Annotated in this window: 16 protein-coding genes and 1 tRNA gene; 9 read left to right on the top strand and 8 right to left on the bottom strand. The window is 55.9% G+C overall.

Annotated features, from left to right (window positions below; translation table 11 throughout):
* Positions 1-5 precede the first annotated feature (5 nt).
* The 6 genes from CLV88_RS00160 (at position 6) to CLV88_RS00135 (ending at position 5018) form a co-directional block, all read left to right on the top strand.
* Positions 6-977: an SPOR domain-containing protein gene (locus tag CLV88_RS00160; RefSeq protein WP_106606358.1), complete on the top strand. Its 972-nt coding sequence runs from the start codon at positions 6-8 to the stop codon at positions 975-977.
* Positions 974-1957 carry a beta-N-acetylhexosaminidase gene (nagZ, locus tag CLV88_RS00155; protein ID WP_106607026.1) on the top strand — a complete coding sequence of 328 codons (984 nt, stop codon included), beginning with the start codon at positions 974-976 and terminating at the stop codon, positions 1955-1957. Before CLV88_RS00160 ends, nagZ begins: the two co-directional genes overlap by 4 nt.
* A 12-nt stretch (positions 1958-1969) precedes the next feature.
* Positions 1970-2767, top strand: coding sequence for a segregation and condensation protein A (locus tag CLV88_RS00150; protein ID WP_106606357.1), 798 nt, complete (start codon positions 1970-1972; stop codon positions 2765-2767).
* Positions 2760-3416, top strand: coding sequence for an SMC-Scp complex subunit ScpB (scpB, locus tag CLV88_RS00145; RefSeq protein ID WP_106606356.1), 657 nt, complete (start codon positions 2760-2762; stop codon positions 3414-3416). The genes CLV88_RS00150 and scpB overlap by 8 nt, the downstream gene beginning before the upstream one ends.
* Positions 3417-3474: 58 nt before the next feature.
* Positions 3475-3678 carry a hypothetical protein gene (locus CLV88_RS00140; RefSeq protein WP_133169891.1) on the top strand — a complete coding sequence of 68 codons (204 nt, stop codon included), beginning with the start codon at positions 3475-3477 and terminating at the stop codon, positions 3676-3678.
* A 125-nt stretch (positions 3679-3803) separates the two neighbouring features.
* Complete coding sequence (locus CLV88_RS00135) at positions 3804-5018, top strand: hypothetical protein (RefSeq protein WP_106606354.1); 1215 nt, start codon at positions 3804-3806, stop codon at positions 5016-5018.
* Here the strand turns inward: CLV88_RS00135 and CLV88_RS00130 are convergent.
* The 8 genes from CLV88_RS00130 to CLV88_RS00095 form a co-directional block, all read right to left on the bottom strand.
* Positions 5015-6097: a 2'-deoxycytidine 5'-triphosphate deaminase gene (locus tag CLV88_RS00130; protein WP_106606353.1), complete on the bottom strand. Its 1083-nt coding sequence runs from the start codon at positions 6095-6097 to the stop codon at positions 5015-5017. The genes CLV88_RS00135 and CLV88_RS00130 overlap by 4 nt on opposite strands.
* 58 nt (positions 6098-6155) lie before the next feature.
* Positions 6156-6232 (bottom strand) — tRNA-Pro (locus CLV88_RS00125).
* A gap of 58 nt (positions 6233-6290) precedes the next feature.
* Complete coding sequence (locus tag CLV88_RS23225) at positions 6291-7337, bottom strand: MerR family transcriptional regulator (RefSeq protein WP_243403519.1); 1047 nt, start codon at positions 7335-7337, stop codon at positions 6291-6293.
* Positions 7338-7351: 14 nt separating this feature from the next.
* Positions 7352-7654, bottom strand: coding sequence for an integration host factor subunit alpha (gene ihfA, locus CLV88_RS00115; RefSeq protein ID WP_106606352.1), 303 nt, complete (start codon positions 7652-7654; stop codon positions 7352-7354).
* A 128-nt stretch (positions 7655-7782) separates the two neighbouring features.
* A complete protein-coding gene (locus CLV88_RS00110) occupies positions 7783-8757 on the bottom strand; it encodes a beta-ketoacyl-ACP synthase III (RefSeq protein ID WP_106606351.1) in 975 nt (324 codons plus the stop codon).
* Positions 8758-8769: 12 nt separating this feature from the next.
* Positions 8770-9867 carry a phosphate acyltransferase PlsX gene (gene plsX / locus CLV88_RS00105; protein WP_106606350.1) on the bottom strand — a complete coding sequence of 366 codons (1098 nt, stop codon included), beginning with the start codon at positions 9865-9867 and terminating at the stop codon, positions 8770-8772.
* Between the two features lie 21 nt (positions 9868-9888).
* Positions 9889-10095 (bottom strand): 50S ribosomal protein L32, encoded by a 207-nt coding sequence (rpmF, locus tag CLV88_RS00100; RefSeq protein WP_106606349.1) that lies wholly within the window; start codon positions 10093-10095, stop codon positions 9889-9891.
* A gap of 152 nt (positions 10096-10247) precedes the next feature.
* Positions 10248-10805 (bottom strand): YceD family protein, encoded by a 558-nt coding sequence (locus CLV88_RS00095; RefSeq protein ID WP_106606348.1) that lies wholly within the window; start codon positions 10803-10805, stop codon positions 10248-10250.
* Between the two features lie 85 nt (positions 10806-10890).
* Here CLV88_RS00095 and CLV88_RS00090 point away from each other — a divergent pair, with 85 nt between their 5' ends.
* From CLV88_RS00090 to CLV88_RS00080, 3 genes are all read left to right on the top strand, one after another.
* On the top strand, positions 10891-11358 hold the full coding sequence (locus CLV88_RS00090; RefSeq protein ID WP_106606347.1) for an outer membrane protein assembly factor BamE: 468 nt from the start codon (positions 10891-10893) through the stop codon (positions 11356-11358).
* Positions 11359-11436: 78 nt separating this feature from the next.
* Complete coding sequence (locus CLV88_RS00085) at positions 11437-12171, top strand: GNAT family N-acetyltransferase (protein WP_106606346.1); 735 nt, start codon at positions 11437-11439, stop codon at positions 12169-12171.
* 87 nt (positions 12172-12258) lie between these two features.
* Complete coding sequence (locus CLV88_RS00080; protein WP_106606345.1) at positions 12259-14064, top strand: ABC-F family ATP-binding cassette domain-containing protein; 1806 nt, start codon at positions 12259-12261, stop codon at positions 14062-14064.
* Positions 14065-14108 lie beyond the last annotated feature (44 nt).

Here is a 14108-nt window from a genome sequence, read left to right as displayed (position 1 = left end):
CGATAATGGCAGATATTCCCATGGGAACGCGGGGCGTTGATCCAAACGAACCCCGCAATGCTGGCAAGGCGATGAGCTGGGCAGGCACGTTTGTGTCTGTAGTGCTGGTGGTGGGCACATGTGTTTGGGGCTACAAGCTTTTGGTGCGAGATGTCAGCGGGGTACCGGTTGTGCGCGCGCTGGAAGGACCAATGCGTGAAAAGCCAGAAACACCGGGTGGACGACCTGCCGAAAATCAGGGGTTGGCGGTGAATACTGTTGCCGCGGATGGTACTGCCGGAGCCCCGGCGGATCGACTGGTTTTGGCGCCCGCGCCGATATCGCTGAACGAGAATGATGCGGCAGTGTTGCCGACAAGCACACCAGCCGTTGAAAAAGAGACATTGGAAACGGCGACCGCAGCCCCGCAAGAAATAGTGGCCCCGCCACCGTTGCAAGCCGGTGAGGCGCTTTCTGTCGAAGAATTGGCTGCGCGACTGGCCGCAGGGGCAACGCCATTAGCAAATGATCCACAGATCGAGACACCACCTGTGGTTACCGCGCTTTCTGATGTCGAAGAGGTGGTAGAGCCTGAGCCAAGCCGCCCGGTTATTCAGGGCGGGATCAAGCGATCGTTGCGTCCGGTCGCGCGTCCGGCGACGCTGAGCGCGACATTTGAGGTTGCTTCAGCATCGCCCGCCATCGATGCGGCGCCCAAGGTGATCGAAGACCCTTCAGAAATTCCGGTTGGCACGCGAATGGTGCAGTTGGGCGCCTATGCGACACCAGAGATTGCCGCCGTAGAATGGGGCAAGTTGAGCGATCGGTTCAGCGATTATCTGGGGGACAAAACCCGAGTGATTCAAAAGGCGAGCAGTGGCGGTAAGGTGTTTTATCGTCTGCGCGCAATGGGTTTTGCCGATGTGAGCGACGCGCGGCGGCTGTGTTCAGCGCTCAAGGCGGAAAACGCAGATTGTATTCCGGTGACAACCCGGTGAGCAGGTTCGGCGCGACGATCCTAGGATGTGACGGGACACGGCTGACATCAGACGAAAAGGCGCTTTTTCGTGCGGCGCGCCCTTTTGGGTTTATCCTGTTTGCACGCAATATCGAGACAGCCGATCAAGTGCGCGCATTATGTGACGAACTGCGCGACTGTGTTTCGCATGATGCGCCGATTTTGGTTGATCAGGAAGGCGGGCGAGTGCAGCGGTTTCGCGCGCCTTTGGCCACCGAATGGTTGCCGCCTCTGGATCAGGTGGCCGCATCGGGCGCGGACGCTGTGCGTTTCATGACGCTACGTTATTGGATGATGGCACTAGAGCTGCGTGCCTTGGGCGTGGATGCCAACTGTGCGCCCATGCTGGACGTGGCCCATTCGGACACGCACCCCTTTTTGAAAAATCGCTGCTATGGCTATAATGCTGAAACTGTTGCGAAAATAGGCCGTGCGGTTGCAAACGGTTTGATGGCCGGGGGCGTTTTGCCGGTGATGAAACACATGCCTGGACATGGTCGTGCAATTGCGGACAGCCACAAGGATTTGCCGCGCGTTTCCGTACCGCGCGAAGATCTGGAAATGGATTTTGCACCATTTCGGGCGCTAAACGATTTGCCGATGGGCATGACGGCGCATATCGTGTTTGACGCCATTGACAATGCGCCGGCCACAACTTCAGAAGCCATGATGCAGGTGATCCGCGATGAAATCGGGTTTGACGGGCTGATGATGACCGATGACCTGTCAATGGAGGCGCTCTCCGGGTCGCTGGCTGACCGCGCGCGCGCGTCGGTCGCGGCGGGATGTGACGTCGTCTTGTACTGCAAAGGGCAGCTTGACGAGCTCCATGAGGTGGTCGAGGCCAGCGGCGAGATGACAGCAGCGGCACAGGCACGGGCAGAACGGGTGCTGGGTTTGCGGCAATCATCCCAAATGGTTGACATCGAGGCGCTGACTGCGGAACTTAAAGCGTTCTGATCAGGCAGGTTCATGGCCGACGAAGATTTTGAAGAGACACGCGAGATTTCTGTTGCCGAGCGATTGGCAGCGGAGGCTTTGATCGTGGATGTGGACGGCTTCGAGGGGCCGCTTGACCTGTTACTGACCTTGTCGCGTACGCAAAAGGTGGATCTGCGCAAGATTTCTATTCTGGAACTGGCCAAGCAATACTTGGCCTTTGTGGAAAAAGCCAAGCGGCTGAGGATTGAATTGGCGGCGGATTATCTGGTGATGGCGGCGTGGTTGGCATTTTTGAAGTCGCGCCTGTTGTTGCCGCCCGACCCAACAGAAGAAGGGCCAAGCGGCGAAGAACTGGCGGCGCATCTGGCATTTCAATTGGAGCGATTGCAGGCGATGCGCGATGCCGCCGCCAAGCTGATGGCGCGCGACAGACAGGGGCGTGATTTCTTTGTACGTGGCATTCCCGAAGACGTGACGCGCGTGCGCAAGGTGCACTATTCGGCGACTTTGTTGGATTTGATGCAGGGGTATGCGCGCATCAGAACGCGCGACGAATTCCGCCCCTTTGTCATGGATCGCGATTCTGTTTTCACGATGGAAGAAGCACTGGATCGCATGCGGGGATTGATTGGCTTTGCGGGTACGTGGACAGATATTCTGAATTATCTGCCTGTCGGATGGGAGAGTGATCCCAAGAAGCGGCGCTCGGCGACGGCGGCGACATTTGCGGCGTCGCTGCAACTGGTCAAAGAGGGGCATGTGGAAATCCGGCAGGATGACGTTTTTACGCCAATCGAGCTGCGCAGGAAAGATGAGGGTTATGCCTGAAGATATTGAACCTAAAGAGGAAAGCCTTTTTGAAGCACCTCCTTTGGCTGAGCAAGAGCGCATGTGCGAAGCAATTCTTTTTGCCAGTACCGAACCTGTCACGATCAAGGAAATGAACGCAAGAATGCCGCATGGTTGTGACGCGGCTGAAGCGCTGGTGCATCTGCGCAAACGCTACGAGGGGCGCGGCGTCCGGGTCGTCAGGGTTGGCGATGCATGGGCGATGCGTACGGCACCGGACCTTGGGTTCCTGATGCAAAAAGAAATGGTTGAGACGCGCAAGCTGAGCCGGGCCGCGATTGAGACACTGGCGATCATCGCCTATCACCAGCCGGTCACGCGCGCCGAGATCGAGGAAATTCGCGGCGTGAGCGTTAGTCGTGGCACAGTAGACCAGCTACTGGAAATGGAGTGGATCCGATTTGGTCGCCGGCGTATGACGCCGGGTCGGCCGGTGACGTTTGTGGTTACATCCGAGTTTCTTGATCACTTTGGACTGGAGAGTGCCCGTGATTTGCCGGGGCTGAAAGAGCTGCGCTCTGCTGGGTTGCTGGAAAACCGACCTCCACCGGGTACGATGCCGCTTTCCTCCAAGGAGGATGAGGACGAAGAAAAAATGGCCGGGCAATCTGAAATGTTCGAGGAATGAGCCTTATTTTTGGCATCTTTCTAACTTAGATATAATGCGAGCAGGCATGGAGGGCGCAATGAACGCCAATCAACTAATCAATATGATCACCAAAATGTTCATTCGAAAAGCGATGAACAAAGGCATGAACGCAGGCATCAATGCGATGTCGAAGTCGGGCCCGAGCGGGCGTGGCAGAGGGCAAAACGGTGGTGGACCTCAGCCTGACACCAAACGTGCACGTCAGGCGATGCGTATGGCACGGCGCGCCAGCAAGTTCTGATCCGCTCGTCAGTAACCAACCTCAATCGCGCTTGAGGCGCGAGTGGCGAAAGCCGCACAACGCTTGATTGAAATTCGCAAAAATGCAAGTCTTCTGGGATAGTTTCATTATCCGGGACGATTTTCATGTCCGACACACCAAAATCCAAAAAGGCTGTTGATCGTGTCGCATTGGGTGCGATTGCCGTTATCCTGGGGTTCTTATACTTTTTCTTTGTCTCATTGGTGGTGATCAGTTTCTCGTTCTATGTCATGCGCAGTGAATGGGATGCTGAGCTGAGCAAGAACACCGACAACCAAATTCAAAGCGTTGATGAATTGATTTTCTTAAAAAATCAAAGCGTTGAGATTAGCGCGCAAATTGCGATATCCTTAAAAGCCCTGTCTTTGACCGACGATGTGTTTCAGGCTGCACAGGGCGAGTTGATTGAAAAACAGTCGGATCAACTAGTCGCGCAACGCAAACTTGAGGGAAACCTGCTGGTGGTGCAGGCGCATTTTGCGCGTGTGATTCCGGCACTTGTTGGGGTGGACCTTGGCAAACTGGCTGACATTGTAGATGCACCAGAATTATCGATCGAGGAGGCCACGGCAGGGTTTCATCTGTTGATCAATGGGACGTATGGACCAGATGTCGCGCCAGATCGCGTTGATCAGATTATCAAAGCGACGCGAGAACTCGCTACTTTTCACGAAAGCTTGGCGGACAGCAAGCGCGCCGCGGATAAGGACGTGTCCGTCGCGGAAGGGCTGAAACGCAAGGCAGAGCGCGACGTTGCGGGCATTGAAACACGGCTTGGTGGGCTGCGCCACAGGCTGGGGTCCATCGAGGCGCGCCTGCCACCTTTCTCCGAGTATCGCGCACGCCTTGAGCGGATTGAGAAGAATTTCAGTTTTCTCAACATGCATATGATGGTCAAGCTGCCCCCAATTTTGTTGACACTGATCGCCACGATTGCCGCCGGTGGGCTGGGCACGCTTGTCGCCTATTCACGCACGGCATTTATTGATCAGAAGCGGCCCAAGGTATCCGAACTGGTGATCACCATCGGGGAAGGGGTCGCGGCGGCGATCGGTATTTTCCTGTTCTCGGGCGCAGGGCTCTTGGCCTTGTCCCAGAGCGGCGGGCAGGATGGGCTGGATTTGAGCCCGTATATGGTAGCCTTTTTGGCGTTTCTAAGCGGCTTGATGGCCGAAAGCGCCTTTGGACGGATTACGCGGTATGGTCAGCGGATCTTTGGCGAGGACAAATCAGAAGAAGTAACCGAGAAACCGCCCAAGCCAGAGCCAGAAGAGCCGTTAGAGGAGAATGTCAAAACACCTGAGAGCAGGGGCAGTTAGCGGGCTGTTGCCTTGAAGTGTTTCGACAGTTTCAGACCTTGCCCCTGATAGTTTGAGGCAATTCCGGTTCCGTAGAGCTGGTTGGGAACGTCGGCCATGCGTTCATACACCAAGCGGCCCACGATCTGGCCATGTTCCAGAACAAAAGGTGCCTCATGACAGCGCACTTCGAGCACACCCCGAGAGCCAGCACCGCCAGCCTCATCATGGCCAAAGCCAGGATCAAAGAAACCGGCATAGTGGACGCGGAATTCACCCACCATCGCAAGAAACGGTGCCATCTCAGCAGCATAAGCCGGAGGAATACTCACGGCTTCGCGACTGACAAGGATGTAGAATGCGCCGGGATCAAGGATGATCTGGCCATTAGAGCTGTGTAGCTCTTCCCAATATTCCGCGGGGTCGTAATGGCCGATATTGTCCAGATCGATCACACCGGTATGCGGTTTGGCGCGATAACCGACAAGGGTGCCGTTTGAAGGCTCAAGGTCGACGGAAAAGCCCAATCCGTCATCGATCACGGCCTTGCCATCAACCAGAGGGCTGCGTTCATGCAGGACATTCAAGTCTGCGTCGCTGAGCACGCTTTGACCGGCGCGAAACCGAATTTGGTTCAACCGCATACCAGGACGTACGAGCACCGAGAAGGAACGAGGACAGATTTCGGCGTAAAGCGGGCCGGTATAGCCAGGTGCAATACGGTCGAACTCGGTGCCGCCATCGGTGATTGTGCGCGTCAGCAAATCCAGCCGCCCAGTCGAGCTTTTGGCGTTTGCGACGGCTTGCACGGTGGCGGGCAGGGCCAGCCCCTCCATCAGTGGGACGACGTAAACACAACCTTTTTCCAAGACAGCGCCATTGGTCAGATCGATGCGGTGCATCTCGAATTCATCGAGGCGCTCAGCCACGCTACTGCCATTTCCAGCGAGAAATGAGGCACGGACACGGTAGGCCACCTGACCCAAACGCAAGTCAAGCGAGGCCGGTTGAATCTGGCCTTCAACGGCTGGTTCGGTGGTTGTGATTTCACCAGAAGTCAGCATCTTTTCAATGGCTTGGCTGGGCAATACGCCTGTCATCGTCTGTCCCCCAGATGCAAAAAACGCCCGGGCCTTGCGGCAAGCGGGCGGTTTTTATTGGTCGGGCTAGCAGGACTCGAACCTGCGACCTTCCGTCCCCCAGACGGACGCGCTACCAGGCTGCGCCATAGCCCGACGATGGGGTGTTCATAGCGAATTTGCGGGCGGGAGCAAGTCAAAAACGCAACTTTTTTCAGCCCCGATCACTTTGATCAAATTCCGCTCGCAGAGTTGCGAGGCGGGTAACCAAATGAGCTGCGCGGGCGCGATGTTCGAGCGGAATTTTTTGTGCGGTGCAGAGTTTTGACAGGAAATCTATGCGGGAAAACTCCAACTGGTCGGCAGGGCGGTCAGTACCGGATTCTTCAGGTTCGTCCTGATCAGCTGCGACGGACGGGCCTTGTTCGGCAAGTTCGGTTTCGTCAACAACTGCCGGTTCTATAACCTCGCTCGGGCCGATAGCAACGTCTTCTTCGTCCACGTTTTCTAGTGTTGGCGAAGGATCAACAACGGGTGCTTGGCCCTCATCCTCAGAATTTTCTTCCTCGCCAAGATGCGCGGGCTTGATGTCCTCGGCTGCTTCAGCATCTGCTTCAGATGTGTCGGGGACAGGCGCGTCGTCAACTGAAGTGAAAAGATCGCTGATTATTGGTTTCTGCGCCTCGACCGCTGGGGGCGTGGTGTCGTCATCTTTCGCGTCATTGTCCGCAATTGCCGCTTCAGGCTCAGGCGATGTCGGCGTTGTGATATTGATTGCTGGCGTCGGTAGATCGACGTCGTCAGAGATAATCTCTGACGTGTCTGCTATGTCCGGAATGTCGTCTGATGGGAGGGCATCGTCTGGTTGCTCAGTAACAGGCGCGTCGATCACCTCTGGCTCTGATGGTTCCGCAGGGATCTGCGGCGCGGCTTGGTTTTGGGGAGTGTCGAGGGGCATGGCCGCAACTTCGATTGTGCCATCGTCATCAATGGGTTGCGACAGAGAACTAACGTGCTTGACGCCCTTTTCGCGCAGCAATTGCTGGGCACCTTTGATAGTCATGCCATCGTCGTGCAGCAGTTTTTTGATACCACCCAGAAGCATCATGTCCTGAGGGCGGTAGTACCGTCGCCCTCCGGCACGTTTCACAGGTTTGACCTGACTGAACTTGCTTTCCCAGAATCTAAGCACATGAGCCTGTGTATCCAGCCAATCAGCCACTTCGCTGATGGTGCGAAAGGCGTCCCGAGATTTGCTCATGTGTCTTTATCCGTTTAGCTTTTGTTTCCGTCAGCCACACGATCCTTCATCAGGTGCGATGGGCGGAACGTCAGAACGCGACGTGGATTGATTGGCACTTCTTGGCCGGTCTTAGGGTTCCGGCCAACACGCGCTGCTTTGTCTCGAACGCTGAACGTTCCAAAAGACGAGATTTTGACCTGCTCACCCTGGACCAGAGCATCGGACATATGGGCGAGAACACTTTCTACAAGCGTCGCGGAATCGTTCCTGGACAGGCCGACTTCGCGGAAAACCGCTTCGCTCAGATCCATGCGCGTGAGTGTCTTTCCGGTCATTGCATTCTCCCCCTGTCATATCGTTCCGTAAAACATACGGGTAAGAGAAATTGTGAGTCAACTATAACAGACGCGTGAACGGCGATTATCTGCAAATAAGTCCAATGGGTTAGGCGATGATAATCACCTTACCAGCGCAGAACGACCGATCCCCATGCCAGACCGCCGCCAATTGCTTCGGCAACCAGAAGATCACCCTGCTTGATTTTGCCTTCGGTAACTCCAACGGACATTGCCAATGGAATCGAGGCCGCAGACGTGTTGCCGTGGTCTTGAACAGTCACAATTACACGGTCCATTGGCACGCCCATTTTGCGCGCGGTGCCCTGAATAATCCGGATGTTGGCCTGATGTGGGACAATCCAGTCGACTGCATTGTCGTCAAGGTCGATTTTGGACAATGCGGTGTGGGCTGTCGATGTGAGCTTTTCAACAGCTTGACGAAAGAGGGCGTTGCCTTGCATCCGTAACTTACCAGAATCTCCGGTGGTTGACACGCCACCGTCGACATAGAGCATGTCGCGATACCTTCCGTCCGAATTGAGATCCGCAGACAGCACGCCGCGATCTTCGTTGGTGTTGTTACCAACCTGTGCCTCGAGGATCAAAGCCCCGGCGCCATCGCCAAACAGCACGCAGGTCGAACGATCAGTCCAGTCCATGATGCGCGAAAACGTCTCAGCTCCGATGACTAGAACACGACGTGCCTGACCGGAAACAACAAGCGCGTTGGCATTGGTCAGGGCGTAGATGAACCCAGCACAGACCGCCTGAACGTCAAAACCAAAACCTTGGGTCATACCAATCTTGCTTTGGACCATCGTCGCTACTGACGGAAAGGTCAGGTCAGGTGTGGATGTAGCGACAACGATGGCATCAATGTCGTCAGGTTCTAGCCCGGCATGTTCCAACGCTGCCTTTGCCGCATAGGCAGCGAGGTCAGATGTCGTTTCATCTTCGGCGGCGAAATGTCGACGTTCAATCCCTGACCGGGAGCGTATCCACTCATCCGACGTATCAAGCGATTCTTCGAATTCTGAGTTTGGAACGACCCGTTCGGGCAAATAGTGGCCAACGCCAATTACCACGGCGCGTGTCGTCATATGAATGCCTTGCTAGTTGTCTGTGTCGCTTGACTTCGCGGCATCTTGCGGCAGCGAGACCGCGGATGCAACCCGTGCCGCAAGCTTTTGCGAAAAGCCAGACTGAGATAGTTTGAACGCCAGCTTAACAGCCGCTGATACGCCGGTGGCATCCGAGCTGCCATGCGATTTCACGACAGTTCCGTTCAACCCTAGAAACACGCCACCATTCACCTGACGCGGGTCAATACGCTGGTTCAAGCGGCGCAAAGACGTAAGGGCCAATAGGGCCGCAAGGCGCGAGAGGGGTGAGAATTTGAAAGCTTCGCCCAGGAACTGACGGATCAATCCCGCCACCCCTTCTCCGGTTTTGAGAGCTACGTTGCCGGTAAAGCCATCGGTCACAATCACGTCAGCCACTTTGCCGGGCAGGTCACGCCCCTCGACAAAGCCGACAAACTCGAAATTGGCGGCGGTGGCGTTTTCGGAAATCAGGTCAAAGGCGAGCTTTAGCTCCGGGCGGCCCTTGTGTTCTTCGGTGCCCACATTGAGCAAACCGACGCGAGGGCGTGAAAGCTCCATACCGTTGCGCGCATAAGACGCGCCCATCAGCGCATATTGCAGCAGGTCGTTTTCGTCGGCGCGGATATCGGCACCGGCATCGAGCATGATATTGAAACCCTGAGGGTTGGTAGATGGCCAAAGCACCGCAATGGCGGGGCGGTTCACGCCGGGCAGTTTGCGCAGGCGCACCACAGACATCATCATCAACGCGCCGGTATTGCCACAGGATACGCAAACGTCTGCTTCGCCGTTGCGCACCGAATCGACAGCTGACCACATCGAGCTGTTCTTGCCCTGGCGCATCACCTGGCTTGGTTTGTCTTCCATCGAGACGACGTCTTGGGCATGTCGAATTTCGACCCGACCCGCAAGATTCTTGCGGCGAGAGACCAGCCGTTCCAGCTGTTCCTGATCGCCATGCAGGATAAACCCGATATCAGCGTTCTTTTTGGCAGAATCGGAAATGCCGGCAACTACAGCTGCCGGCCCGCGATCGCCACCCATGGCGTCGACAGAGACGATGGTGCGCCCGGCATCGGGGTTTGCTGTGTTAGTCAAACCGGACATACGGGCGCTAATCCCAATCGTTTATGCGGCGTCTTCGTCCAGATCGACGTCGTCTGCCATAGCAACGACTTCACGGTCGCTGTAGTGGCCGCAGGACGCACACACGTGGTGAGGACGTTTCAATTCGCCACAGTTAGGGCATTCATTTGGGTTGCCGGCAACCAGCGCGTCATGTGCACGGCGGTTGTTGCGGCGCGATTTCGATACTTTGTTCTGCTGGACAGCCATTGTCGCAACCTTCGATGTCTTGGGGGCCAATACAGTGCATTGAGCCCGTTTTCTTGAGCGTCCCGTGCCATTACGCCTTATGCGTGACCGAGTCCAACTCTAAATTCCGATGAGCGCGCGAAAATACTGCTAAATCCGCGCAGCGCAAGTCCCTAATTTTCCGATTCATCGCCCAGTTTACCCCGAAGAGCGGCGAGTCCTGCAAAAGGACGTGCATCTTGGTCGGTCATCGCCTGTTTACCCGGCTCTGTAAAGACTGTTTCGCCAAGTTCGGCGCCCTCGGCTCGCGGATAGAGCGGCAGGTATAGAGCCAACGCCTCTTGCATGACTAAACCTATATCGATTTCAGACCCAAGCGTATCAGCGTTTTCATTCTCAGGCATTTCTACTTCTTCTTCGTCGCTCCACTCGGGCATCTTAGCGAGAAACAAACGTTCAATATCAGCTTCGATTCGGGTTGTGACCGGATCCAATGTGACTACACAAGGTTGCACCACTGAAGCCCCAAGATGGGCGGCGAGCTGCCAGTCGGATTTTCCAAAGGCGCTGAGCTCTCCTTTGAACGACAGCTTACGAAGACCGATCAGGCCAAGAGACGTGGCGATTTCCGTCATTGTTTCTGGATCTGGGCGCAGATCAAAGCGGGTCACGCGATTTTGAGGGAGGTCTGCGACGCGGTACACTGGGTTTTTAGGGGTTTGTTGGGGCATTGGCCTGGGCTTCCATTCTTGAACCGGTGGCGATCCTTCTGTAAGCGGGATAGAAGGCAGAAAAGGCCAAGGCAAGAGGGCAAGCATGTCGACAGGCAGCAAAGCATTAAAATGGGCGGTTTTCGGAGCGGCGTTGGCGGTCTCCGTTGCGTGTACGACGCAGTATCGCAATCATGGCTATGTCCCAACGCCCGAAGAACTGGCGGCGGTCACACTGGGTGTGGACACGCGCGACACTGTTATCGAGGCGATTGGTTCGCCGTCGGCGGGTGGTGTTCTTAAGGATGGCGACTTTTACTATGTGCGCTCTCAGTTTACGCACTATGGACCGCGCAAGCCAAGAGTCGTGGAACGTCAGATTGTTGCGATTAACTTTGACAGCAACGGTGTTGCGCGGAACTTGACGCATTTCTCGTTGGCAGACGGTCAGGTTGTGCCCCTCGTGCGGCGCATCACAGATAGCGATCTTGGCAATATCAGCTTCTTGCAACAGTTGGCTGGCAATCTTGGCAACTTTGATCCATCCACATTCGCCGGGGGCGGTGCTCTTTAAGCAGGGACGCTTATTTTGTCATTCGGCTGTCGTATGAAATCCGGTATATACTGGATGTGAACGAGCATGAGGCCAGCCATGACCGCATTGTCCAAAGGGCGCTTTGAGGCGCGAATCGCGAGGGACCCGCAGGATGTACGACGCTGTCAGGAATTGCGCCATGTTGCGTTTCTGGGCGGGGACGGCACAGGAATAGATGCGGATCAGTTTGACGATATCTGCACCCATTACTTGATCGAGGATGTTGCCTCTGGTGCTCTGGTCAGTTGTTTCCGCCTGTTGACCCTGAATGGCGGTAGTGAGATTGAGCGCAGCTATTCTGCGCAGTTTTATGAGCTGAGCGGGTTGCAGGCATTTGATGGCACAATGGTTGAGATGGGGCGTTTCTGCATTCATCCGGACTGGAATGATGCGGATATCCTGCGCGTGGCCTGGGCGGCGATGACGGCCTATGTGGATGAAAACAATGTGGAATTGTTGTTCGGGTGTTCGTCATTTCAGGGTACGGACGCAGAGACGTATCAAGATGCCTTTGCCATGTTGCGCGACAGGCATATTGCGCCCAACCGGTGGTTGCCCAAGGTGAAAGCGCCCAATGTGTTTCGCTATGCGGCGCGGTTGCGTCTAAAGCCAAACCTGAAGCTGGCGCAGCTTAGGATGCCGCCTTTATTGCGGACCTATTTGTTGATGGGGGGCTGGGTGAGCGATCACGCGGTGGTCGACCCGCAGATGAATACGCTGCATGTGTTCACCGGGCTCGAGATCCGGGCGATTCCACCGGCGCGCAAGCGGTTGTTGCGGGCGTTGGTGTAGAGATTTTACGCCTCCGGCGGGGGTATTTCGAAACATTGAGAAGAGCTGTGGTTGACGCTGTGAGGCGGGCGGGCTAGCCCGTTGGCCATGGCACGTATACCTCTTTTGCAGATGAGCGACATTTCCCTGACTTTTGGCGGGGATCCTGTTTTTGACAACCTGAGCCTTGTGGTGCAACCCGGTGATCGGGTTGCGCTGGTGGGTCGCAATGGGTCGGGCAAGTCGACCTTGATGAAAGTCATGGCCGGATTGGTCGAGGCGGACCGGGGCGATATCGTTGTGCCGCCGGGAATAAGTGTTGGGTATATGGAGCAAGACCCTGATATGTCAGGGTTTTCGACGCTGGGTGAGTTTGCTTCTGCCGGGTTGGAACCTGGCGAGATGTATAAGGTTGAGCGCGCGGGTGAAGGGCTGAAATTTGATCCGGAGCGGCTGGTTGAGGTGGCTTCGGGTGGGGAGCGGCGGCGGGCGGCTTTGGCGAGATTGATGGCTGAGGCACCGGACTTAATGCTGCTGGACGAGCCGACGAACCATTTGGACATCGAAGCGATTGGGTGGCTTGAGAGTGAGTTGAAGGCAACGCGGGCGGCGTTTGTTTTGATCAGTCACGATCGCGCCTTTTTACGTGAACTTACCCGTGCAACCCTCTGGATTGACAGGGGAATGGTGCGCCGTCAAGAGAAGGGTTTTGATGGGTTCGAAGCCTGGCGGGACAAGATCTGGGACGAGGAGGACACCGCTCGCCACAAGATGGATCGCAAAATCAAGGCCGAGGCGCGGTGGGCTGTGGAAGGGATCAGTGCGCGGCGCAAGCGGAATATGGGCCGGGTGCGCGCGCTGAAGGATTTGCGTTCTGAACGATCCGCGATGATCAGGCGGCAAGGCGCGGCGGAGCTGGAGCTGTCGTCTGGGCCGAAGTCGGGCAAAAAGGTGATGGATGCCAAAGGGTTGGAGAAGGTCTTTGACGGTAAGCCGATTGTCAGCAACCTGTCGATCACCATTCAGCGCGGGGATCGGGTGGCGTTTGTGGGCCCTAATGGGGTGGGTAAGACGACGCTGATCAAAATGTTGATGGGTGAGGTTGTGCCGGATGCAGGGACTGTGACATTGGGCACCAATTTGCTACCTGCGGTGTTTGATCAGGCGCGTGCGAAACTGGACCCGGAGATGAGCCTTTGGGACAGTTTGACTGGAGATCCGGACATGCGGGTTTCGGGTAAGGCGGACCAGGTTATGGTGCGCGGAAGTCCCAAGCATGTTGTTGGTTATATTAAGGAGTTTCTGTTTGACGAACGGCAGGCAAGGGCGCCTGTCAGGTCGCTTTCGGGCGGCGAAAAGGCGCGATTGTTGTTGGCCAAATTGATGGCCAAGGAAAGCAATTTGCTGGTGCTGGATGAACCGACCAATGATCTGGACGTAGAGACGCTGGATCTGTTGCAGGAATTGCTGGATGACTATGACGGCACGGTACTTTTGGTGAGCCACGACCGGGATTTCCTGGATCGGGTGGCGACGACAACTGTGGCGATGGAAGGCAACGGGCAGGCCGTGGTGTATGCAGGTGGCTGGTCGGATTACCGGGCGCAGCGTGGTGTCGATGCTCCGAAAAAAGAAGAAAAATCAAAAGCTAAGACAGAGAAAGTGGCCAAAGAGAAGGTCGTCAAAGAAGGCCTTAGCTTTACCGAGAAGCACCGGCTGGAGGCATTGCCTGGTGTGATGGATCGGTTGGCGGCGGAGATTGCCAAGCTGGAAAGTTTCATGGCGGATCCGGAGCTGTTTACCAAGGAACCCCTAAAATTCCAGAAGGCGACTGATGCGCTGGTGGAACGCCAACAGGCCTTGGCGGCGGCAGAGGAAGAATGGCTGGAGCTGGAAGAAAAAGCCGAAGGTTAACGCCAAAAACCAACGTCGGTTTTACGTCGGTATAACGTCGTTAT

The organism is Shimia abyssi, assembly GCF_003014475.1.
GTDB classification, from domain to species: Bacteria; Pseudomonadota; Alphaproteobacteria; order Rhodobacterales; family Rhodobacteraceae; genus Shimia; species Shimia abyssi.
Note: the sequence above shows the minus strand (reverse complement) of the source record. Positions and strands in the feature narration are given on the sequence as shown.

Coding starts and splice junctions, on each gene's coding strand:
- CLV88_RS00160 (WP_106606358.1), top strand. CDS start 6: ATGGCAGATATTCCCATGGGAACGCGGGGCGTTGATCCAAACGAACCC.
- CLV88_RS00150 (WP_106606357.1), top strand. CDS start 1,970: ATGGCCGACGAAGATTTTGAAGAGACACGCGAGATTTCTGTTGCCGAG.
- scpB (WP_106606356.1), top strand. CDS start 2,760: ATGCCTGAAGATATTGAACCTAAAGAGGAAAGCCTTTTTGAAGCACCT.
- CLV88_RS00140 (WP_133169891.1), top strand. CDS start 3,475: ATGAACGCCAATCAACTAATCAATATGATCACCAAAATGTTCATTCGA.
- CLV88_RS00135 (WP_106606354.1), top strand. CDS start 3,804: ATGTCCGACACACCAAAATCCAAAAAGGCTGTTGATCGTGTCGCATTG.
- CLV88_RS00130 (WP_106606353.1), bottom strand. CDS start 6,097: ATGACAGGCGTATTGCCCAGCCAAGCCATTGAAAAGATGCTGACTTCT.
- CLV88_RS23225 (WP_243403519.1), bottom strand. CDS start 7,337: ATGAGCAAATCTCGGGACGCCTTTCGCACCATCAGCGAAGTGGCTGAT.
- ihfA (WP_106606352.1), bottom strand. CDS start 7,654: ATGACCGGAAAGACACTCACGCGCATGGATCTGAGCGAAGCGGTTTTC.
- CLV88_RS00110 (WP_106606351.1), bottom strand. CDS start 8,757: ATGACGACACGCGCCGTGGTAATTGGCGTTGGCCACTATTTGCCCGAA.
- plsX (WP_106606350.1), bottom strand. CDS start 9,867: ATGTCCGGTTTGACTAACACAGCAAACCCCGATGCCGGGCGCACCATC.
- rpmF (WP_106606349.1), bottom strand. CDS start 10,095: ATGGCTGTCCAGCAGAACAAAGTATCGAAATCGCGCCGCAACAACCGC.
- CLV88_RS00095 (WP_106606348.1), bottom strand. CDS start 10,805: ATGCCCCAACAAACCCCTAAAAACCCAGTGTACCGCGTCGCAGACCTC.
- CLV88_RS00090 (WP_106606347.1), top strand. CDS start 10,891: ATGTCGACAGGCAGCAAAGCATTAAAATGGGCGGTTTTCGGAGCGGCG.
- CLV88_RS00085 (WP_106606346.1), top strand. CDS start 11,437: ATGACCGCATTGTCCAAAGGGCGCTTTGAGGCGCGAATCGCGAGGGAC.
- CLV88_RS00080 (WP_106606345.1), top strand. CDS start 12,259: ATGGCACGTATACCTCTTTTGCAGATGAGCGACATTTCCCTGACTTTT.